Annotated in this window: 23 protein-coding genes and 1 tRNA gene; 14 read left to right on the forward strand and 10 right to left on the reverse strand. The window is 68.2% G+C overall.

All coding sequences use genetic code 11. From position 1 onward, the window contains the following. The first annotated feature begins 65 nt into the window (after positions 1–65). The 6 genes from AAIL68_RS02485 (at position 66) to AAIL68_RS02510 (ending at position 5,172) form a co-directional block, all read left to right on the forward strand. Positions 66–1,190, forward strand: a complete 1,125-nt coding sequence (locus AAIL68_RS02485; RefSeq protein WP_347137913.1) for an SPOR domain-containing protein — start codon at positions 66–68, stop codon at positions 1,188–1,190. Continuing rightward, complete coding sequence (gene nagZ, locus AAIL68_RS02490; protein WP_347137914.1) at positions 1,190–2,179, forward strand: beta-N-acetylhexosaminidase; 990 nt, start codon at positions 1,190–1,192, stop codon at positions 2,177–2,179. Before AAIL68_RS02485 ends, nagZ begins: the two co-directional genes overlap by 1 nt. 195 nt (positions 2,180–2,374) lie before the next feature. After that, positions 2,375–3,160, forward strand: coding sequence for a ScpA family protein (locus AAIL68_RS02495; protein WP_347138037.1), 786 nt, complete (start codon positions 2,375–2,377; stop codon positions 3,158–3,160). 56 nt (positions 3,161–3,216) lie between these two features. Further along, positions 3,217–3,825 (forward strand): SMC-Scp complex subunit ScpB, encoded by a 609-nt coding sequence (gene scpB, locus AAIL68_RS02500; RefSeq protein ID WP_347138038.1) that lies wholly within the window; start codon positions 3,217–3,219, stop codon positions 3,823–3,825. Positions 3,826–3,828: 3 nt separating this feature from the next. Beyond that, complete coding sequence (locus AAIL68_RS02505) at positions 3,829–4,032, forward strand: hypothetical protein (RefSeq protein ID WP_347137915.1); 204 nt, start codon at positions 3,829–3,831, stop codon at positions 4,030–4,032. 39 nt (positions 4,033–4,071) lie between these two features. Beyond that, a complete protein-coding gene (locus tag AAIL68_RS02510; RefSeq protein WP_347137916.1) occupies positions 4,072–5,172 on the forward strand; it encodes a class I SAM-dependent RNA methyltransferase in 1,101 nt (366 codons plus the stop codon). Positions 5,173–5,229: 57 nt separating this feature from the next. Here the strand turns inward: AAIL68_RS02510 and AAIL68_RS02515 are convergent, their stop codons facing one another. The 4 genes from AAIL68_RS02515 to ihfA all read right to left on the reverse strand — a co-directional run bounded on the left by AAIL68_RS02515 (position 5,230) and on the right by ihfA (position 7,370). Further along, positions 5,230–6,297, reverse strand: a complete 1,068-nt coding sequence (locus AAIL68_RS02515; RefSeq protein WP_347137917.1) for a 2'-deoxycytidine 5'-triphosphate deaminase — start codon at positions 6,295–6,297, stop codon at positions 5,230–5,232. Between the two features lie 57 nt (positions 6,298–6,354). Continuing rightward, positions 6,355–6,432 (reverse strand) — tRNA-Pro (locus tag AAIL68_RS02520). Between the two features lie 79 nt (positions 6,433–6,511). After that, positions 6,512–7,051: a MerR family transcriptional regulator gene (locus AAIL68_RS02525; protein WP_347137918.1), complete on the reverse strand. Its 540-nt coding sequence runs from the start codon at positions 7,049–7,051 to the stop codon at positions 6,512–6,514. Positions 7,052–7,067: 16 nt separating this feature from the next. Further along, positions 7,068–7,370 carry an integration host factor subunit alpha gene (gene ihfA, locus AAIL68_RS02530; RefSeq protein WP_103173462.1) on the reverse strand — a complete coding sequence of 101 codons (303 nt, stop codon included), beginning with the start codon at positions 7,368–7,370 and terminating at the stop codon, positions 7,068–7,070. A gap of 180 nt (positions 7,371–7,550) precedes the next feature. Here ihfA and AAIL68_RS02535 point away from each other — a divergent pair, with 180 nt between their 5' ends. Then, on the forward strand, positions 7,551–7,826 hold the full coding sequence (locus tag AAIL68_RS02535; protein WP_347137919.1) for a DksA/TraR family C4-type zinc finger protein: 276 nt from the start codon (positions 7,551–7,553) through the stop codon (positions 7,824–7,826). Positions 7,827–7,830: 4 nt separating this feature from the next. Here AAIL68_RS02535 and AAIL68_RS02540 read toward each other — a convergent pair whose 3' ends face one another. The 4 genes from AAIL68_RS02540 to AAIL68_RS02555 all read right to left on the reverse strand — a co-directional run bounded on the left by AAIL68_RS02540 (position 7,831) and on the right by AAIL68_RS02555 (position 10,889). Beyond that, entirely contained in the window at positions 7,831–8,805 is a 975-nt protein-coding gene (locus AAIL68_RS02540; protein ID WP_347137920.1) for a beta-ketoacyl-ACP synthase III, read from the reverse strand. Beyond that, complete coding sequence (plsX, locus tag AAIL68_RS02545; protein WP_347137921.1) at positions 8,802–9,902, reverse strand: phosphate acyltransferase PlsX; 1,101 nt, start codon at positions 9,900–9,902, stop codon at positions 8,802–8,804. The genes AAIL68_RS02540 and plsX overlap by 4 nt, the downstream gene beginning before the upstream one ends. Before the next feature lie 22 nt (positions 9,903–9,924). Then, positions 9,925–10,131 (reverse strand): 50S ribosomal protein L32, encoded by a 207-nt coding sequence (gene rpmF, locus AAIL68_RS02550; protein WP_126153697.1) that lies wholly within the window; start codon positions 10,129–10,131, stop codon positions 9,925–9,927. Positions 10,132–10,364: 233 nt separating this feature from the next. Continuing rightward, positions 10,365–10,889, reverse strand: coding sequence for a DUF177 domain-containing protein (locus AAIL68_RS02555; RefSeq protein WP_347137922.1), 525 nt, complete (start codon positions 10,887–10,889; stop codon positions 10,365–10,367). A gap of 147 nt (positions 10,890–11,036) precedes the next feature. Between AAIL68_RS02555 and bamE the strand changes: the two genes are divergently transcribed. Continuing rightward, entirely contained in the window at positions 11,037–11,486 is a 450-nt protein-coding gene (gene bamE, locus AAIL68_RS02560; protein ID WP_347137923.1) for an outer membrane protein assembly factor BamE, read from the forward strand. 34 nt (positions 11,487–11,520) lie between these two features. Here bamE and AAIL68_RS02565 read toward each other — a convergent pair whose 3' ends face one another. After that, entirely contained in the window at positions 11,521–11,688 is a 168-nt protein-coding gene (locus AAIL68_RS02565) for a hypothetical protein (protein ID WP_347137924.1), read from the reverse strand. 75 nt (positions 11,689–11,763) lie between these two features. Continuing rightward, a complete protein-coding gene (locus tag AAIL68_RS02570) occupies positions 11,764–12,762 on the reverse strand; it encodes a serine hydrolase (RefSeq protein ID WP_347137925.1) in 999 nt (332 codons plus the stop codon). Between the two features lie 329 nt (positions 12,763–13,091). Here AAIL68_RS02570 and AAIL68_RS02575 point away from each other — a divergent pair, with 329 nt between their 5' ends. The 6 genes from AAIL68_RS02575 to AAIL68_RS02600 all read left to right on the forward strand — a co-directional run bounded on the left by AAIL68_RS02575 (position 13,092) and on the right by AAIL68_RS02600 (position 19,974). Then, a complete protein-coding gene (locus AAIL68_RS02575; RefSeq protein WP_347137926.1) occupies positions 13,092–13,817 on the forward strand; it encodes an SseB family protein in 726 nt (241 codons plus the stop codon). A 49-nt stretch (positions 13,818–13,866) separates the two neighbouring features. Next, the gene (locus tag AAIL68_RS02580; protein WP_347137927.1) at positions 13,867–14,574 is read left to right on the forward strand and encodes a CDP-alcohol phosphatidyltransferase family protein; all 708 of its coding nucleotides are present in this window, start codon (positions 13,867–13,869) and stop codon (positions 14,572–14,574) included. Further along, a complete protein-coding gene (locus tag AAIL68_RS02585) occupies positions 14,571–16,037 on the forward strand; it encodes an ABC transporter substrate-binding protein (RefSeq protein WP_347137928.1) in 1,467 nt (488 codons plus the stop codon). The genes AAIL68_RS02580 and AAIL68_RS02585 overlap by 4 nt, the downstream gene beginning before the upstream one ends. 1 nt (position 16,038) lies before the next feature. Then, entirely contained in the window at positions 16,039–17,301 is a 1,263-nt protein-coding gene (locus AAIL68_RS02590) for a DUF2254 domain-containing protein (RefSeq protein ID WP_347137929.1), read from the forward strand. Between the two features lie 219 nt (positions 17,302–17,520). Then, a complete protein-coding gene (locus AAIL68_RS02595) occupies positions 17,521–19,077 on the forward strand; it encodes a 2-isopropylmalate synthase (protein WP_347137930.1) in 1,557 nt (518 codons plus the stop codon). A gap of 300 nt (positions 19,078–19,377) precedes the next feature. Then, positions 19,378–19,974 carry a VPLPA-CTERM sorting domain-containing protein gene (locus tag AAIL68_RS02600; protein WP_347137931.1) on the forward strand — a complete coding sequence of 199 codons (597 nt, stop codon included), beginning with the start codon at positions 19,378–19,380 and terminating at the stop codon, positions 19,972–19,974. Positions 19,975–20,193: the final 219 nt, after the last annotated feature.

Here is a 20,193-nt window from a genome sequence, read left to right on the forward strand (position 1 = left end):
CCGGTTGGAACGGGCAGTCAAAGTTCAGGTCGGATCAACCGGCAGGCAGGCAGGCTATGGCAGTGATGGATTACCGCGAAGGCGGCTATGTGTTCTCGCGTCACAAGGTGAAGCGCGAATTCTCGTATGATCAGCGTGGCTGGGACGACCAGGCCGGTCCCGATGGGAACGGGCAGGGCGGCGAAGGCCTGACCACCCGCTTCGCGCGGCTGACCCATTACCTGGGCGCGGTCGCATCCGTCGCGCTGATGGTCGGGCTGATGGTCTGGGGCTGGCAACTGGTGTCGCGCGACGTGTCGGGCGTGCCGGTGATCCGCGCCATCGTGGGCGACGCCCGAACCGCGCCCTCCGATCCGGGCGGGGAACTGACGAACTATACCGGCTATGCGGTCAACAACGTGGCCGAAGGGGTGGAGCACCAGCCCACCCAGCAGGTCGCCATCGCCCCCGCCCCCGTGGGCCTGTCGGAGGAGGACGTGGCCATGGGCCAGCTGGGCGCCACCGCCCGCGAGCCCGCCACCACCTCCGAAGTGCCGCTGAGCTTTGCCGGCGATCCCATCGTGCCCCTGTCCGACAGCGAGGCCCGCGCCCTTGCCGAGGCCCAGGCCGCAGCCGAGGCGCAGCGCCTTGCCATGGCCGACAGCGCGGTCCAAGAGGCCGCGATCAGCGATGCCCCGGCCAGCGAAGGCCCGGTGAACGAGGCGCTGACCGACGAGAACGGCGCCCCCGCCCAGGCCGCCGCCATCACCGAGGCGCTTGCCCAGGCGCAGGCCGAGGCCAATCCCGGCGTGCTGACCGCCTCGACCCGGCCCGCGCCGCGTCCGCGCAGCACCCGCGTCGCATCGGCCGGAAACACCGCGACCGACGCCCGCCCCGTCGCCCCCGAGGCGCGCCCCGCCGAAGCCCCCGAAGCGCGTCCCGAAGCCGCGCCCACGCCGGTTTCCTCGGCCAGCGGCCCGCAGGTGCAGCTTGGCGCCTTCGACAGCAGCGCCATCGCCTCCAGCGAATGGAACCGGCTGATGAGCAAGCATGTCGTCTTTGGCGGCAAGCAGCAGGTGATCCAGCAGCACCAGTCGAACGGCCGCACCTTCTGGCGGCTGCGCGTCGCGGGCTTTGATTCGTTGTCCGAGGCACGCCAGTTCTGCGCCGCGCTGAAATCGGCGGGCACTGACTGCCTTGCCCTGAACTGATGACCGCCAATGCCACCATCCTCGGCGGTATTACCGGGACGGAACTGACTGCGGCCGAGCGGAACTTCTTCCGCGCGGCCGACCCTTGGGGCTTTATCCTGTTCGCCCGCAATGTCGAAAGCCCTGAACAACTGCGCCGCCTGACGGGCGACCTGCGCGACGCCGTGGGGCGCGACGCGGTCATCACCGTCGATCAGGAAGGCGGCCGGGTGCAGCGCCTGCGCGCGCCCCACTGGATCGACTGGCCTGCGCCGCTGGATCAGGCGGGGGCAGGGCCCCGCGCCATGTGGCTGCGTTATTTCCTGATCGGCCGGGAACTGCGCGCGGTCGGCATCGACAGCAACTGCGCCCCCACCCTGGACGTAGCGCAGGCCGACACGCACCCCTTCCTGCGCAACCGCTGCCTGGGATCAGACCCAGCCACCGTCGCCACCCTGGGCCGCGCGAGTGCCGACGGGATGCTGGCGGCGGGCGTCTTGCCAGTGATGAAGCACATGCCGGGCCATGGCCGGGCCATTGCCGACAGCCACCACGACCTGCCCACCGTCGCTGCCTCCGAGGCTGATCTGGACGCGATGGATTTCGCCCCCTTTCGCGACTTGCGCGACCTGCCGATGGGCATGACCGCGCATATCCGCTTCACCGCCCTGGATGACACGCCCGCCACCGCATCGCCCCGAATGATCGGCCTGATCCGCGACAGCATCGGCTTCGACGGGCTGTTGATGACCGACGACATAACCATGAAGGCTCTATCGGGAACTGAACCCGAACGCGCGGCGGCCTCGATTGCGGCGGGCTGCGACCTGGTGCTGCATTGCAATGGCACCATCGCCAGCATGGAGCCGGTGGTGGCCGCCGCCGGGCCCATGACGCCCGACGCGCAACGCCGCGCCGCCGCTGCCTTGGCGCGGCGCCACCCGCCCCAGGATCTGGATCCGGCGGCCCTGATGGCGGAATGGAAGGCTCTGACCTCGACCCTCGCCTGACGGCGCGGCTTCTTCTTCATGTAAATATCCTCGGGGGAATCTCCGAAGGAGATGGGGGCAGACAGCCCCCGGCGACGCGGCCCCGCTTGACTCCGTCACAGGCAGCCCCGACTCTGCCAGGCCGAACGCGAAAGGAACCCCGTGGCCCGCTCCGCCCGCGACATCCCCCATCTGCGCGCTGTCCCCGAGGAAGCGGTGCCAGGCCCCGACGCCGACACGGTGGCGCAGCGCCGCGCGGAGGAGGCGCTGATCGTCGATGTGGAGGGCTATGAAGGCCCGCTGGACCTGCTGCTGACGCTGGCGCGGGTGCAGAAGGTGGACCTGATGAAGATCTCGGTCCTGCATCTGGCCGAACAATACCTGGCCTTCGTGGAACAGGCCCGCGCGCTGCGGATCGAACTGGCCGCCGATTACCTGGTCATGGCCGCCTGGCTCGCCTTCCTGAAATCGCGCCTGCTGCTGCCCCCCGACCCCGAGGCCGAAGGGCCAAGCGCCGAGGACATGGCCGCGCATCTGGCCTTTCAGCTGGAACGCCTGCAGGCGATGCGGCAGGCGGCGGCGCAACTGATGGGGCGCGACCGGCTGGGGATCAGCCGGTTTCCCCGCGGCACGCCGGAAACGGTGGAACGGACGCGGCGCAGGGAATGGCAGGCCGGGCTGATCGACCTGATGCGTGCCTATGCCCGGCTGAAGACGCGCGATGACTTCCGCCCCTATGCCTTCGACCGGCGGGACGTGTTCACGATGGAACAGGCGCTTGACCGGCTGCGCGGCATGATCGGATATGTCGGCGACTGGACCGATCTGGCCGATTTCCTGCCCGAAGGCTGGGGCACCAAGGGCGCGCGCCGCCGGTCGGCCACGGCGGCGACCTTTGCCGCCTCGCTGGAGCTTGCGCGGCAGGGCCGGATCGAGATACGGCAGGCCGACCCCTTCGCGCCGATCCGCTTTCGCCGAAAACCGCCCGTGGAACAGCCGTGACCGAACCCGAAGCCCGGACTTCCGATACTCCGCCGCCCCCGGCCCAGCAGCAGCGCATGGTCGAGGCGATCCTGTTCGCGTCCGCGCGGCCCCTGACGCTGCGCGACCTGGCGGACCGGCTGCCCGTCGGCTGTGATCCGGCCCAGGCCTTGGAGGGCCTGCGCCAGACCTATGCCGGGCGGGGCGTGGCGCTGGAACGGATCGGCGACGGATACGCCTTCCGCACGGCGCCGGACCTGTCCTTCCTGATGCAGACGGAAACGGTGGAACAGCGCCGCCTGTCGCGCGCCGCCATCGAGACGCTGGCGATCATCGCCTATCACCAGCCCGTCACCCGCACCGAGATCGAGGAGATTCGCGGCGTCGCCGTGTCGCGCGGCACGCTGGACCAGTTGATCGAGATGGAATGGGTCCGCATCGGGCGTCGCCGCATGACCCCGGGCCGCCCCGCGACCTTCGTGGTGACCGAGACCTTCCTAGACCATTTCGGCCTGGAATCGGCGCGCGACCTGCCGGGGCTTGCGGAACTGCGCGCCGCCGGGCTGCTGGAGGCGCGCCCGCCCGCCCCCGGCCTGCGCGTCCCCCTTGCCCTGCGGGACGAGGATGACGATATCGGCACGGCCCCGTTCCCCGAAACCGCCGACGACATGCCCAAGGACGACTGATCCATGAACCTGAACCAGATCATCAACATGCTGACCCGCATGGTCACCCGCCGCGCCCTGAACTGGGGCATCAACAAGGGCATCGACAAGATCGCGAAATCCGGGAACAAGCCCGCCAATGTCTCGGCCAAGCAGGCGCGTGACATGCGCGCGGGCGTCAAGCGCGCCCGCCAGGCCGCCCGCCTGACCCGCCGCATCGGGCGCTGACCCATAGCCTTTGCCGCGCGTCCGGGCTAGGGCTGCGCGATGGATGACAGATTCGAGATTTTCCTGGTGGCGACGCCGGGGCTGGAGGCGCCGCTGGCCGCCGAGGCTGCGGGTTTGGGCTGGCAGCCTGTGGTGCAGCCGGGTGGCGTGACGATCACGGGCGGCTGGCCGGATGTCTGGCGCGCGAACCTGTGGCTGCGGGGCGCGACGCGGGTGCTGGCGCGGGTGGGCAGCTTTCGCGCGTTGCATCTTGCGCAATTGGACAAGCGGGCGCGGAAATTCCCCTGGGCCTCGGTCCTGCGGCGCGACGTGCCGGTCCGGGTGGAAACCACCTGCAAGGCCAGCCGCATCTATCACGCGGGCGCGGCCACCCAGCGGATCGAGCGCGCGATTACCGAAGAACTGGGCGCGCCGCTGGCCACTGATGCCGCCCTGGTCGTCAAGGTGCGGATCGAGGATGATCTGGTCACCATCAGTCTGGATACGACCGGCGAATCGCTGCACAAGCGCGGCCACAAGGAAGCCGTCGCCAAGGCCCCCATGCGCGAGACCATGGCCGCCATGTTCCTGCGCGAAATGGGTTACGACGGCAGCCAGCCGGTGCTGGATCCGATGTGCGGGTCGGGCACCTTCGTGATCGAAGCGGCCGAGATCGCCGCGGGCATTGCCCCCGGCCGCAGCCGCAGCTTCGGCTTCCAGCAGCTTGCCAGCTTCGATCCTGCGGCCTGGGAAGCCCTGCGCGCGGCTGCCGCGCCGCGTCCCGCGCCTGCGCAGTTCTTCGGCAGCGACCGCGACGCAGGCGCCATCCGCATGAGCCAGGCGAATGCCGAGAGGGCAGGGGTGGCGGCCCTGACCCGCTTCGACTGCCGCGCCATCGGCGATTTGCAGCGCCCCGACTGCCCGCCGGGCATCGTCATCGTGAACCCGCCCTACGGCGCGCGCATCGGCAACAAGGGGCCGCTGTTTGGGTTGCACGCCGCCATGGGCGCGGTGTTTCGTGAGCGTTTCGCGGGCTGGCGCGTGGGAATCGTGACCAGCGAGGGAGCCTTGGCAAAGGCGACCGGGCTGCCGCTGGAGTCGGGGCCGGTGGTTGCCCATGGCGGGTTGAAGGTGCGGCTGTGGCAGACAGGGGGGCTGTAGGTCCGGGGGCCAGCCCCCGGTCCCCCGGGATATTTTCGCACAGAAGATGAGGCGGGCCTAGCGGAACTGCTTGGCGAGCTTCAGGCCCTGGCCCTGGTAGTTCGACTTGATCCCCGCGCCATACAGCCGGTCGGGCCGGGCGGCCATGCGTTCATAGACCAGGCGGCCCACGACCTGGCCGTGTTCCAGCACAAAGGGCGCTTCGTGGCAGCGGACCTCTAGCACGCCGCGCGCGCCTGCGCCCGCTTCCCCGCATCCGAAGCCGGGATCGAAAAAGCCCGCATAATGGACGCGGAATTCGCCCACCATCGCCAGATAGGGCGCCATTTCTGCGGCATAGTCGGCCGGGATCGCCACCGATTCGCGGCTGACCAGGATATAGAAGGCGCCGGGGTCGAGGATCAGGCGGCCTTCGGTCGTGCGAAGCTCGTCCCAGAAGTCGCGCGCGTCATAGGCGCCGATCCGGTCCAGGTCGATCACCCCGCTGTGGGGGCGGGCGCGATAGCCTACCAGATCGCCGCTGGCCGGTTTCAGATCGACCGAGAAGCCAAGGCCATGGTCGATCAGCGCCTGCCCGCCGACCAGGGGATCGCGGTCGTTCAGGTCGCGCAGTTCCGCATCCGACAGCACCGCCTGGCCCTGGCGCAGCCGCAACTGGTTCAGCCGCATTCCGGGGCGCACCAGGACGGAAAAGCTGCGCGGGCAGATCTCGGCATAAAGGGGGCCGTCATAGCCTTCGGGCAGGCGGTCGAATTCGGTGCCGTCATCGGCCACGAGGCGCGTCAGCAGGTCCAGTCGGCCGGTCGAGGACTTGGCATTGGCCACTGCCGTCAGACCGGCGGGCAGCGACACGCGCTCCATCAGCGGGACCAGATACACGCAGCCGCGCTCCAGCACCGCGCCGCCCGACAGGTCCATCTGGTGCATCTGCAGGTCGGCCAGCCGGTCCATGACCCGGCTGCCGCGCCCGGCCAGGAAGCTGGCGCGCAGACGATAGGCCACGGTCCCAAGGCGCAGGTCAAGGCTGGCGGGCTGGATCTGTTCGGGGATGATCGCCGGATCGGCGGAGATGGCACCCGACCGGATCAGATCGCGGATGCCGCTGTCGGGAAGAACGCCGTTCATGCCGGTTCCTTTCATGCGAAAACGCCCACCCCCGCGAAGGGATGGGCGTTTTCGAAATGGTCGGGCCGGCGAGATTCGAACTCGCGGCCTTCCGCCCCCCAGACGGACGCGCTAACCAGACTGCGCCACGGCCCGACGCGCACCGTATAGAGCGATCCGGCGACCGGGCACAAGGGCTGCGATGCGGAAATCTGCACGCTTCCTGCCGCGAAGGTCAGCAAATCCGCGCCAAGGCGTCGCGCAGCCGCGCCAGCGTCGCCCGAGGGCCGGGCGCGGCGGCATCCGCCGGGCGAAGATCGCGCAGGCGGGCGCTCAGCGCGACCACATCGGCCAGCCACCCTTCGGGCAGCGGCGCCTTGCCCGGCAAAGGACGGCGGCGGCGATGGCGCGACCTTGGGGCGTGCGCGGGCAGGGCATCCGCCTCGTCCTCAGTGATGTCGATATCGGCCACAGGCTCGGCCGCATCGACGATCTCGGCCAGCCGTGCCGCGCCGCGTTCGCGCACGGCGGCGCCCCGGTCACGGGCCAGCAGCTTCTTCGCGCCCCGGATCGTCAGGCCTTCGTCGCGCAGGATGGTGCAAAGGCCAGCGGCCAGCCGCACGTCGTCGGGGCGGTAATAGCGGCGCCCATCGGGGCGCTTCATCGGTTTCAGCAGGGAAAACTGCGTTTCCCAATAGCGCAGGACATGGGGCGCGACGCCCAGAAGCCTTGCCACCTCGCCAATCGACCGGAATGCGTCTGCGCCCTTCGTCATTCAGCCGGACCGCCCCTCAGCCCTTGTTCCCGGCCGCCACGCGATCCTTCATCAGATGCGAGGGGCGGAAGGACAGCACGCGCCGGGGGGTGATCGGCACCTCCTCTCCGGTCTTGGGGTTGCGGCCGATGCGTTCGTTCTTGTCGCGCAGGCTGAAGGTGCCGAAGGAGGAGATCTTCACCTGTTCGCCCCGGACCAGGGCATTGGAAATATGTTCAAGCACCGATTCGACCAGCTGGGCGGATTCGTGACGCGACAGGCCAACGTCCCGAAACACGGCTTCCGCGAGATCCATCCGAGTCAGCGTCTTGTCACTCATGATTTTTCCCCTTTGATTTCACAAGGATGGTGGCAATTCTTTCGCCTGTCAACGACCAGCGTACCCTTTCGTTCCGGCAAGACCCGCCGGAACGGCTGTCCTGCGGCCTGTCGGAAAGGGCGGGGACCGTTGCAAAAGGGGGCGGGCAGCTTATCTTTTCCGTCAGGAACGGAGGAGACGATGGCCGGAGGATGGGCGCGCGACGACGCGGTGAACGACCAGATCGAGGTCAGCACGGCAGAGGCCGTGGCCCGCGCGCGCCTTCGCGCGGCGCGCGCAGCCGCCGTTGACAGCGCCAGAACCTGCATCGACTGCGAGGAGCCGATCCCCGAGGCGCGCCGCCGCGCCCTTCCCGGCGTGCAGCTTTGCGTGGATTGCCAGTCGGGGCGCGACAGGGCCTGGCGGCCCGCCGGAGGCATCAACCGGCGCGGCAGCAAGGATTCTCAGCTGAAATAAGGCCTTACCAGCGAAGGACCACGGAACCCCAGCTGAGGCCGCCGCCGATCGCCTCGGTCACGATCACGTCGCCTTCGCGGAAACGGTTCTGGTTGTCGGCCACCGACAGAGCCAGCGGGATCGAGGCCGCCGAGGTGTTGCCGTGGTCGGCGACCGTCAGGACGACCTTGTCCATCGGCAGGCCCATCTTCTGCGCCGTCGCCGTGATGATCCGGGCATTGGCCTGGTGGGGCACCAGCCAGTCCACCTCGGCAGGGGTCAGACCGGCCTTGTCCAGCGCGACATGCGCGGTCTTGGCCAGCTTTTCGACGGCATGGCGGAAGACCAGGTTGCCCTGCATCCGCAACTGCCCCGCCGTGCCGGTGGTGGACACGCCGCCATCGACATAGAGCAGGTCGCGATACTGGCCGTCGCTGTTCAGATCGCTGGCAAGGATGCCCCGGTCGTCGCGGGTGCCAGCGCCGTCCTGCCCTTCCAGCACGATGGCTCCGGCGCCGTCGCCGAACAGCACGCAGGTGCCACGGTCGGACCAGTCCAGAATGCGCGAGAAGGTTTCGGACCCGATGACCAAGACGCGTTTCGCCATGCCGCCGCGAATCATCGCATCGGCATTGGCAAGCGCAAAGACGAAGCCCGCGCAGACGGCCTGCACGTCATAGGCAAAGCCATGCGTCATGCCCAACCCGTGCTGGATCATCGTGGCCGAGGCGGGGAAGGTGTGGTCGGGGGTCGAGGTCGCCAGCACGATCCCGTCGATGTCGTCGGGCTTCAGGCCGGCCTTGTCCAGGGCGGCGCGCGCTGCGCGCAGGCCCATGTCGCTGGTGGCCTGGCCTTCGGCGGCGAAATGCCGCCGTTCGATCCCGGTGCGGGTGCGGATCCATTCGTCGGTGGTGTCCAGCCGATCCTCGAACCAGCTGTTCGGGACCACGCGTTCAGGAAGGTAATGGCCGGTGCCACGGACAACCGAACGGACAGTCACGACGCGGCCTCGGCGCCCGGAGCGGTGGCGGCGACTTGGGCCACGCGCGCGGCCAGCCGGTCCTGGAAGCCCGATTTCGCCAGCGTGAAGGCCAGCTTGATCGCCGCCGACACGCCCGTTTCATCGGCCGAGCCATGCGATTTCACCACGGTGCCGTTCAGGCCCAGGAAGATACCGCCATTCACGCGGCGCGGGTCGATCCGCTTTTGCAGGCGCTTGAGAGAGGTCATCGCCAGAAGGGCGGCAAACTTGGACATGATCGAATTCGCGAAAGCGTCCTTCAGAAGGGTGCCGACCAGCTTGGCCGTCCCCTCGCCGGTCTTCAAGGCGATGTTGCCGGTGAAGCCGTCGGTGACGATCACATCCACGCGCGCCGAAGGCAGGTCGCCGCCTTCGACGAAGCCGACATACTCGAACTTGCCCGCCTCGGCGGCGGCGACGATCAGATCCTGCGCCTGCTTCAATTCCGCCCGGCCCTTGTGTTCCTCGGTCCCGACATTCAGCAGGCCGACGCGGGGCCGGTCCAGACCAAGGCCGTTGCGGGCGTAGGACGCGCCCATCAGCGCATATTGCAGCAGGTCATGCGCGTCGGCGCGGATGTCGGCGCCCACGTCCAGCATGATGTTGAAGCCCTGCGGGTTCAGCGATGGCCAAAGGCAGGCGATGGCGGGGCGGTTCACGCCCGGCAGCCTGCGCAGGCGCAGCATCGACAGGGCCATCAGCGCGCCGGTATTGCCGCAACTGACGGCGGCGCCCGCTTCGCCGGTCTTGACCGATTCGATGGCCGACCACATCGAGGTGCCGTCGCCCTTGCGCACGATCTGGCTGGGCTTGTCGTCCATGGTGACGACGCCCCCCGCGTGACGGATGTCGCAGCGCCCGGCTAGGGATTTGCGACGGCCGACAAGGCGGCGAAGCTGGGCTTCGTCGCCATGCACGATGAACCGGATTTCGGGGTTTACGGCCGCGCTTTCGGCCATGCCCGCGACAACCGCCGCAGGGCCGCGATCACCGCCCATGGCATCGACCGATATCACCACGCCGCCCCCTTGGCCGGAGGCAGGCGATGCAGGATGGGTCACGTCACGGTCAGTCATCTGGCGCGGCTGCCAAGCCCGATCAGGCCGCGTCGTCGTCCAGGTCGATCTCGTTCGCCTGCGCGATCACTTCGCGGTCGGCGTAGTGGCCGCAGGACGGGCAGACGTGGTGCGGGCGCTTCAGCTCGCCGCAGTTCGAGCATTCATTGGGGTTTCCGGCGACCAGGGCATCGTGGGCGCGGCGCATGTTCCGGCGGGACCGGGTAACGCGATTCTGAGGGACAGCCATGTCTCGACCTCGGGTTTGGCAAGGTGCGACGCGCAGGCGTCTTGCGCACCCTGGGGTGTGAATTCGTAAATGAACCGCGCAGATACGCCATGACGGCCCTGCCCGCAACCCCTTGCATCGGGACAGGCAAGGCTAATTGCATCAAAGAATCCGGTTTCCGCCAGCGTCAAGCGCGGCCGGGCGCGGAAATCCCGCCCGCTGTGGCGCGACTGCCACGACCGGCGGGAATCGCCCTAGCCGTCGTCCCGTTGGCGCAGCAGCTTGTCCAGCCCTTCGAAGGGACGGCGGGTGTCGGGGGCGGGTTCCTCGGGCGCGGCCTCGAATTCGACCCCCTCGGCGCGGGGGTATTCGGGCAGGGCCAGGGCCAGTTCCTCTATCATCACGGCGGCCAGGTCGATGAACTGGCCCAGCGGTTCCAGCGTCTCGTCCGGCATCTCGACCTCGTCGCCCTCGGGCGCGGTCACATGGGGGGAATAGTGACGCTCGACTTCTTCATCCAGGGTGGTCCTGACGGGCTTCAGCGTCACCACGCAGGGCTGGGTGACGCGGGCGCGCAAGCGGCCGGTCAGCGCCCAGGCCTCGCCGCCCTCGGCGCGGATGGTCCCCTCGAAAGTCAGCTTCGACAGGCCGTCCAGGCCAAGCTCGGCCGCGATGGCGGCGCAGCGGCCAGCATCGGGCGCCAGGGAAAAGGGAGTCGGCACGCGCGGGTTCAGATGGGCGACGCGCAGGCGTTCGGGCTGCGGGGTGGGGCTGGTCATGGCGGGCCTCGAGGTCGTGGCTGCGGGGCTTGCCGCCGGTGCGGCGGGCGGCAAACCCGCGACAGGATTGTCATTCTTGAGCGCGGTGCCCGAGTTTGCTAAGCCGGGCGGGCCGCGTCAACAGCCCCTGCGCAAAGGAAAGACGGAATGACAGCCATCCGGCATCTGGTGATCCTGGCTTTCGTGGCCGTTCTCGGCCTTGCCTCCTGCGCGCCGGTCTATCGCAACCACGGCTTCATTCCCGCGCCCGAGGATCTGTCGCAGGTCGTCGTCGGCCAGACCACCGTGGACGAGCTGCAGGGCCTGATCGGACGTCCGTCCGCCCAGGGCCTGCTGACCGGGTCGGGCTGGTATTACGTCGGCTCGCGCTGGCGCCATTACGGCGCGCTGGAGCCGCGCGAGATCAGCCGCGAGGTCGTGGCCGTGTCCTTCAACCCCGCCGGCGTGGTGACGAATGTCGAACGCTTTGGGCTGGAACGCGGCCGCGTCGTCACCCTGTCGCGCCGCGTGACCGAGGGCAGCGTGACCGAGATCTCGCTGATCGGGCAGCTTCTGGGCAACCTGGGCAACTTCCAGGCGGGCGATTTCATCGACTGACGTGGGGCCGCAAGCCGGACTTGCGCCTTGCAGCTTATTCGGTCGGGTCGCCGCTGGCGGCGTCGGGGGTCGTCCTGCGGTCGTATCGGGGCTGGCGTGCGCTGCCCGAAGGCTCGATGGGTCCGTCCCCCTTGCGCAGCGAAGGGCGCGTGGTCTGGTCCTTGTCCAGATCCATGTCCTTTTCCGGGTCGGGCTGGGGCATCCTTTCCTCCTGCGCTTGGTCGCAGGATCAACCGTTGCGGGGCGGGGTTGTTCCCGTGTTCGTTAGGGCCTGGCTTCAGACCGCCTGCACGATCCGGTCCGCCAGCATGTGCAGGTCGTTGCGATAGCCCGTCCGGGCCGAGGGCTGGTCTGGATCCGAGGTCATGGCGATTGCCACGGCAGGCTGGCCGCCCGTCGCGGGGAAGACATAGATCATCTGCCCGCCATAGCCCCAGCCATAGCGGACCGGGCGCCCGCTGGCCTGGCCGATGAACCAGCCGTATCCATAGCCCTGGCCGGTGAAGATGGACGCCGTGCGGCTCCGCCAGCTTTCCACGATCCAGTCCTGCGGCACCACCTGCTGTCCGCCCGCGCGCCCCCCGTCGCCATAGAGCGCGCCGAAGGCCAGCAGGGACCGCGTGCTCATCGCCATCTGGTTGCCGCCCAGATAGATGCCCTGCGGGTCGCGTTCCCATCCGGTGATGGCAAAGCCCGGCACATCGCCCAGCCAGTCGCGCGCCAGCGCCAGCGTGGAGCGGCCCGTCACCCGCGTCAGGATCGCGGACACCAGATGCGTGGAGGCCGTGGAATACTGCATCCGCCCGCCCGGATCCTGGGTGAAGGGCGCGGCAAGCGCCGCGCGCACCCAGTTGCGGCTGTTGACCCAAGCGCCGTAATTCGCCCCCGACTGCCGTTCCAGCCCCGCCTGCATCGACAGCAGGTGGCCCAGCGTCACCGTGGCTAGGCGCGGATCGGGATCGGCGGGTAGATCATCGCGCAGGATCGGCGCGATCGTCTGGTTGGGGCCCTCCAGCGCGCCTTTGTCGATGGCGATACCCGCCAAGGCCGAGATGATGGATTTCGAAGCTGACTTGATGTTGGTCGGGCTGTCGGGGGTGAAGCCGTGATAGCCCTGTGCGGCAATTTCCTCGCCCCCGCGCCAAACAGCGACGGCGCGCAGGTTGTCCAGCCGTTCCGCGTCCTCCAGGATCGGGGACAGGCCCGCCTGCGCCAGGGCGGGTGCTGCAAGCAGCGGAGACAGGCTGGCGGTCAGCAGAAGGGTGCGTCGCTTCATGGAATCCATATGTGCGCCCCTGTCGCGGAGGGGGAATCACGGTTGCGTCAGCTTGGGGCTTTGATTGGCGAAGACCATTGCCTTCGCCATGTGGTGCGGGTGCCGCAAGTGCCGCCGGGTCTCAAAGGCCCCGCCAGCGCCCGCCGGTGGGGCGGGCGCTGGCCTCTCGTGGGCTTGGGCGAGACCGTTTCTGATGGCCCCCGCTCACGCGGGCGGGGAAACGTATAGGTTTCCTGATCCCGCCCGCCCAATCGGTGCAAGGGACTGGACGATCCACACCGATCCGTCCTAGGGCGGGGCCATGTCCCTTTCCCTGAAAGGCCTGTTCAATGACCGCGCTTGACGACCTTGCCCCGCATCCCTTCCACGACGCCGATGCCCCGCAGCGCGCGCGGATGCTGTCGCGGCTGGCGGATACCGAACTGGCCGTGGCGCTTGTGGCCGAGCCTGCGGGCGACCGGGTGGAACTGCGCATCTTCCCGCTGGAAACCGGCCCCGTGGCGCTGGCCTGCGACACCGAGGACCGGCTGGCGGGTTTCTTCGGCGGCCCCCTGGCCTATGCCGCGATGCCGGGACGGGTGCTGGCGGGCCTGCTGAAATCCGAAGGGGCGGGCCTCCTGGTCAATCCCGGCCACCCGTCGGAAATGCTGCTGGACGCCGCCATGCTGGACTGGCTGACCGGGGCGCTGTCCGCCGCGCCCGAACCCACTGACGCTCGCCTGCGCCTGACCCCGCCCGCGCCTGCCGTTGTCGAAACCCTGGCGCAGCCCTTGGCCGAACGCCTGGGCGACATGCGCGGGCTGATCGCGGGCGCGGCCCTTGCCGGGGCGGGGGATGGTCATGTCGTCCTGGTCGCGGGCGCCGATCCCGCCCATCAGCCCGCCATCGCCAAGGCCCTGGCCGAGGCGCTGGCCTTCCTGCCCGAACAGCCCGGCGGCGTGGATGTCAGCTTTACCGATGCGACCCTGCCTGCGGACGTGCTGCGCTTCGACCTGTCGGTCCCCGAGGAACCTGCATCCCAGCCGCGCCCGAAAGGCCCGCCGATCCTGCGCTGAGGCGCCAAGCACGGTTGCGTGATTGCCGCCAAGCTGCCAGAACCTGCCCATGAAGACACAACACAAAGCCCTGTCCGTCCACCTGCTGACCGCCACCGGCGCGGTGCTGTCCATGCTGGCCATGCTGGCCGCGGTCGAGGGCAAGTGGTCGCTGATGTTCCTGTGGCTGGTCGTGGCCCTGGTCGTGGACGGAATCGACGGCCCGCTGGCGCGCAAATACAACGTGAAGATCCACTCGCCGAACTATGACGGCGTGCTGATGGACCTGATCATCGACTATCTGACCTATGCCTTCATCCCGGCCTATGCGCTGTTCAAGTCCGGGCTGCTGTCGGGCTGGACAGGCTGGTTCGCGATCATCGCCATCGTCTATGGCAGCGTGATCTATTGGGCCGACACCCGCATGAAGACCAGGGACAATTCCTTTTCCGGCTTCCCTGGCTGCTGGAACATGGTGGTGCTGGTCCTGTTCGCGACCGATCCGCACTGGACGGTGATCCTGCTGATCGTGGTCGCGCTGACGGTGGGGATGTTCCTGCCCATCAAGTTCATCCACCCGGTCCGCACCGAACGCTGGCGGGCGGTGTCGCTGCCGGTGGCGATCCTGTGGTGCGTCTTTGCGGCCCGCGCGGCCTGGGTCGATTTCCACCCCGACAGCTGGGCCAACTGGGGTCTGGTCGTCACATCGCTGTGGCTGATGCTGGCGGGGGCCGCGCAGCAACTGATGCCGAAACGCGCCGGAAGGGGACGCCCATGATCCAAGCCCTGAAACCCCTGGCCGCGCTGATCCTGCTGGCGCTTCCCGCCGCGGCGCAGGACGCCATCACCCTGGGCATGGTGCTGGAGCCCCCGAACCTCGACCCCACCGGCGGGGCGGCGGCTGCGACCGACGAGGTCGTCTATGCCAATGTCTTTGAAGGCCTGACCCGCTTCGGCCCCAACGGCACCATCGAACCCGCCCTGGCCGAACGCTGGGACATTGAGGATGACGGCCGCACCTATGTCTTTCACCTGCACGGCGGCGTGACCTTCCACGACGGCGCGGCTTTCGACGCCAGCGACGTGGTCTTCACGCTGGACCGCGCGCGGGCACCTGATTCGACCAATGCGCAGAAGGTGCTGTTCCAGGGGATAAAGTCGGTCGAGGCGGTGGATCCGCTGACCGTCCGCGTGACCCTGGCAGCACCGGACGGAAATTTCCCCTTCAAGATGGCCTGGGGTGATGCGGTGATGCTGGACCCGGCCAGCGTGGCCGACATCGCCACGAAGCCCGTCGGCACCGGCCCGTTCCGGCTGGACCAATGGGTGCAGGGCGACCGGATCGTGCTGTCTGCCTTTGACGGCTACTGGGGCGAAAAGCCCGCGCTGCAAACCGCGACCTTCCGCTTCATCCCCGATCCCTCGGCCGCCTTCGCGGCGATGATGGCGGGCGACGTGGACGCCTTCCCGAACTTCCCCGCGCCCGAGACGCTGCCGCAACTGCAGGCCGATCCCCGCTTCAAGGTCATGGTCGGCACGACCGAGGGCGAGACGATCCTGGCCATGAACAACAGCCGCGCGCCCCTGGACAACATCAAGGTCCGCCAGGCCATCGCCCACGCGATCAACCGCCAGGACATCATCGACGGGGCGATGTTCGGATACGGCACCCCCATCGGCAGCCATTTCGCGCCGCACCACCCCGATTACGTCGATCTGACCGGGCTGTCGGAATACGACCCCGACAAGGCCAAGGCCCTGCTGGCCGAGGGGCGTGTGGGCCCCATCACCCTGCGCCTTGCCCTGCCGCCCACCCCCTATGCCCGGCGCGGGGGAGAGATCGTGCAGGCGCAGCTTGCCGCTGTCGGTATCCAGACGCAGATCACCAACATGGAATGGGCGCAGTGGCTGGAAACCGTTTTCAAGAACGGCGACTTCGACCTGACCGTCATCAGCCATACCGAGCCGCTGGACATCGATATCTATGCCCGGTCCGACTATTATTTCCACTACGCCAGGCCCGAATTCGTGGCGCTGATGGACCGGCTGCAGGCGGCGGTCACGCCGGAACAGCGCAGCGATCTCTATCATCAGGCGCAGGAGATGATCGCGAAGGACTATGTCAACGCCTTCCTGTTCCAGCTTGCCAAGACCGGGGTCGCGGATGCCCGGATCGAAGGCTTGTGGGAAAACGCGCCCACGCAGGCCAACGACCTGACCAAGGTGCGCTGGGCCGAGTAGCATGTCCCGCCTGCGCTGGATCCTGTCGCGGCTGCGCCGGACATTGTGGGTCCGCGTCTCGCTTTATGCGGTGCTGGGCGTGTTTGCGGCCATCGCCGCCACGCTGGCATCGCTCTTGCCCTGGCCCCTGCCCATCGACATCAGCGCCGAGGCGATCGACAGCCTGCTGAACGTCATCGCCTCGTCCATGCTGGCGGTCACGACCTTCTCGGTCACGGCGCTGACCTCGGCCTACGGCTCGGCCACCTCGAACGCCACGCCGCGGGCCACCCGCCTGCTGACCGAGGACGACTTCATCCAGTCGGTCCTGGCGACCTTCATCGGATCCTTCCTGTTCAGCATCGTGGGCCTGGTAACGCTGCGGGTCAGCGTCTATGGCCCGCAGGGCCGGGCGCTGCTGTTCGTGGTGACGGTTCTGGTCATCATCCTGATCGTGCTGGCCCTGCTGCGGTGGATCCACCAGCTGACCAAGCTGGGCCGTGTCGGCGACACCATCGACCGGCTTGAGGACGCGACCCTCCGGTCGATGAAGGCGCGGCTCGACCTGCCCTTTCTGGGCGGCCGCCCCTTGCCGGACGACGCGCCGGGGGGGCCTGCCATCCTGTCGGACCAAGTGGGCTATGTCCAGTTCATCGACACCGCCGCCCTGTCCAGCCTGTGCGAGGATCGCGGCATCCACCTGGACATCCGCGTCCTGCCCGGCGCCTTCCTGTATCGCGGCAGCCCGCTGGCCGTATTGCAGGGCGAGTTGCTGAGCGAGGATCTGGCGCGCAAGGTCCGGGGCGCCTTTACCATCGCCAAGGCCCGGTCGTTCGACCAGGACCCCCGCTTCGGCATCATCGCCCTGTCAGAGGTGGCGTTGCGCGCCCTTTCGCCCGCCGTCAACGACCCAGGCACCGCCATCGACGTGATCGGCCGGCAGGTGCGGCTGCTGACCATGTGGGCAGATGGATGGCACAAGGCGGAACTGCACAAGGCCGAATATCCCCGGCTGCGCGTCCCGCCGCTGCGCTATGACGACATCTGCGACGATGCCTTCCACCTGATCGCGCGCGACGCGGCGGGGCAGATCGACGTTCTGACCCGGCTGGTCAAGGCCCTGGACGCCCTGCGCCGGATCGGTCCCGCCCCGGCCCGGCAGGCGGCGGAGCGTCAGCTGCGCCTGGCCTGCGACCGGGGCCTGGCGGGCCTGCCCAGCGATCACGACCGCGACCGGTTGCGGCAGGTGCTGGACGGCCTGGATCGCGGCGGACGGGCGGCGTGATTTCCGCTTTTCATTTGCCCTGTCACGCGGCATAGTCCCCGCCATGACCCGGATGCTGGACATTCCCGTTGCCCCGACCGCGCCCCATGGCGCGCGCCTGGCCGTGAACCTCCGCGGTCTGCTGCTTCTTACGCTGCGCTGAGCGGGTCTCCGGGCCGCCGCTCAGCCAGGAAGTGCCCGGTCATCCCGCGACGAACCCCCGTAAGAAAGCACCGACCCATGTCCGACAAGAACCGCGTCGTCATCTTCGACACCACCCTCCGCGACGGCGAGCAGTCGCCCGGCGCCACCATGTCCCATGAGGAAAAGCTGGAAATCGCCTCCATGCTGGACGAGATGGGCGTGGACATCATCGAGGCGGGCTTCCCCATCGCATCCGAAGGCGATTTCGCCGCCGTCAGCGAAATCGCCCGGCAGGCGAAGAACGCCGTGATCTGCGGCCTGGCCCGCGCGCAGATCCCCGACATCGACCGCTGCTGGGAGGCCGTGCGTCACGCGCGCCGTCCGCGCATCCATACCTTCATCGGCACCTCGCCCCTGCACCGGGCGATCCCGAACCTGGACATGGACCAGATGGCCGAGCGGATCGAACAGACCGTCACCCATGCCCGGAACCTGTGCGACAACGTGCAATGGTCGCCCATGGACGCGACGCGGACCGAACACGATTACCTGTGCCGCGTGGTGGAAATCGCCATCAAGGCGGGCGCCACCACGATCAACATCCCCGACACCGTAGGCTATACCGCGCCGCGCGAATCCGCCGACCTGATCCGCATGTTGCTGGAACGCGTGCCGGGCGCCGACACGGTGGTCTTCGCCACCCATTGCCACAACGACCTGGGCATGGCGACCGCCAACAGCCTTGCCGCCGTCGAGGCGGGTGCGCGCCAGATCGAATGCACCATCAACGGTCTGGGCGAGCGCGCGGGCAACACCGCCCTGGAAGAGGTCGTGATGGCCATGAAGGTGCGCCACGACATCATGCCCTTCACCACCGGCATCGACACGACGAAGATCATGAACCTGTCGCGCCGGGTGTCCCAGGTGTCGGGCTTCGTGGTCCAGCCGAACAAGGCCATCGTCGGCAAGAACGCCTTCCTGCACGAATCCGGCATCCACCAGGACGGCGTGCTGAAGAACGTCGAGACCTTCGAGATCATGCGTCCGGCGGACATCGGGCTGAACGAGAACAACATTGTCATGGGCAAGCATTCGGGCCGCGCCGCCCTGCGCGCCAAGCTGGCCGATCTGGGCTATGACGTGGGCGACAACCAGCTGAAGGACATCTTTGTCCGCTTCAAGGCGCTCGCCGACCGCAAGAAGGAGGTCTATGACGAAGATATCGTCGCCCTTGCCCAGGACGCCTCGGCCAATACCGGCGATGATTTCCTGCAGGTGAAGCATCTGCGCGTCGTCTGCGGCAGCGACGGGCAGTCGGCGGATCTGACGATGATTGTGGACGGCGCCGAGAAGACGGTCCATGCCACCGGCGACGGCCCGGTCGATGCCTGCTTCAACGCGGTCAGGCAGATCTTCCCGCACAATGCCACGCTGAAGCTGTACCAGGTCCATGCCGTGACCGAAGGGACCGACGCCCAGGCCACTGTGTCCGTGCGCATGGAAGAGGACGGCCGCATCGTGAACGGCCAGGCCGCCGACACCGACACGATCCTGGCCAGCGTGAAAGCCTATGTCGGCGCGCTGAACCACCTGATCGTGCGCCGCACCCGCGCGGGCCGCGACGGCAAGGAAATCAGCATGTATTCGCATTGATTCGGCGGCTGGCCGTTCCGGCGCCGAATTCCGGCCATTTCCACGCCCCGCGCCAGCGCGTCGCGGGGCGTGACGCTGCGGCACGGGTGCCCTGACCGCAGGGTGCGGGCAAAAGCCTGTACAAAAGGACAAACGCCGCGTTGGCGCGGCAGGTTGACTTGCGCGTCAACCAATGCGAGATCTGTCCCCAGTCCCATCAGGATGACTGACGGCGAATGTGTCGGATGTGGCAGGCCCAGGGCTGCCGCGTCCTTTTTATACGGTTTGGGCGCCAGGAGGCGCCGGTTCACGAGGATGAAGATGCGGGCTTTTTGTCTTGCTGTCGCGGCTGCGTTTCTGTCGGCGGGTGCGGTCAGTGCCGCCACCCTGAGCGAAGGGACCGGCAGCGCGGAATTTTCGGGCGATTGGAAAAGCCCGACCATCATCGATGCGGGTTTCGACAGGATTTCGGGCAGCTGGAACGCCCAGAACGACTATGACATCCTGGGCTTCACCGCGCTGAAGGCAGGGGCGCAGACCATCACCCTCAGCTTTTCGCCGCAGAGCCCGATCGGCGATACGGACTGGTCGTTCTCGGCCGGGGGCAGCCTTTACTGGCAGACCGCGGCGCCCCGCTACAGCGCGTGGGAGGGAACGCAGTTCGGTTCGGTCGACATCCAGCACTGGAACCGCAAGGGCGACTTCACCTATTCGCTGCAACTGGGAGACGACTTCGCGGGCGTCCTGTACCTGTCGCTTTACGGCACGCATGGCAGCCTGAACTACAACATCGACGTGCCGGGCAACGCGGTGGCCGATCCGCAGCCCGCGCCGGTGCCGCTGCCCGCGGGCGCTGCCCTGCTGCCGGCGGGTCTGGCGGCCCTGGCCGTGCTGCGCCGCCGCCGCAAGGCGCGCTGACGACAGCCGACAGGAACAAGGGCGCCCATGCCGGTCATGGGCGCCTTTTGCATGGCTTGGCGCGCCGTCCGGTCCCCGCCATGTGCCCAGGTCTGCCCAAGGCTGGAACAGGGCTTTCGCGCTGCATCCGGGGCTTCTATATGGGGGCACCGTCGCGTGCGTCGATTCCGCGCCGTGGCTGCGCTTGAAGCGGACAAGAATGGGAACAGCCGGTGAAAC

The organism is Paracoccus sp. SSK6 (assembly GCF_039770665.1).
Taxonomy (GTDB): domain Bacteria; phylum Pseudomonadota; class Alphaproteobacteria; order Rhodobacterales; family Rhodobacteraceae; genus Paracoccus.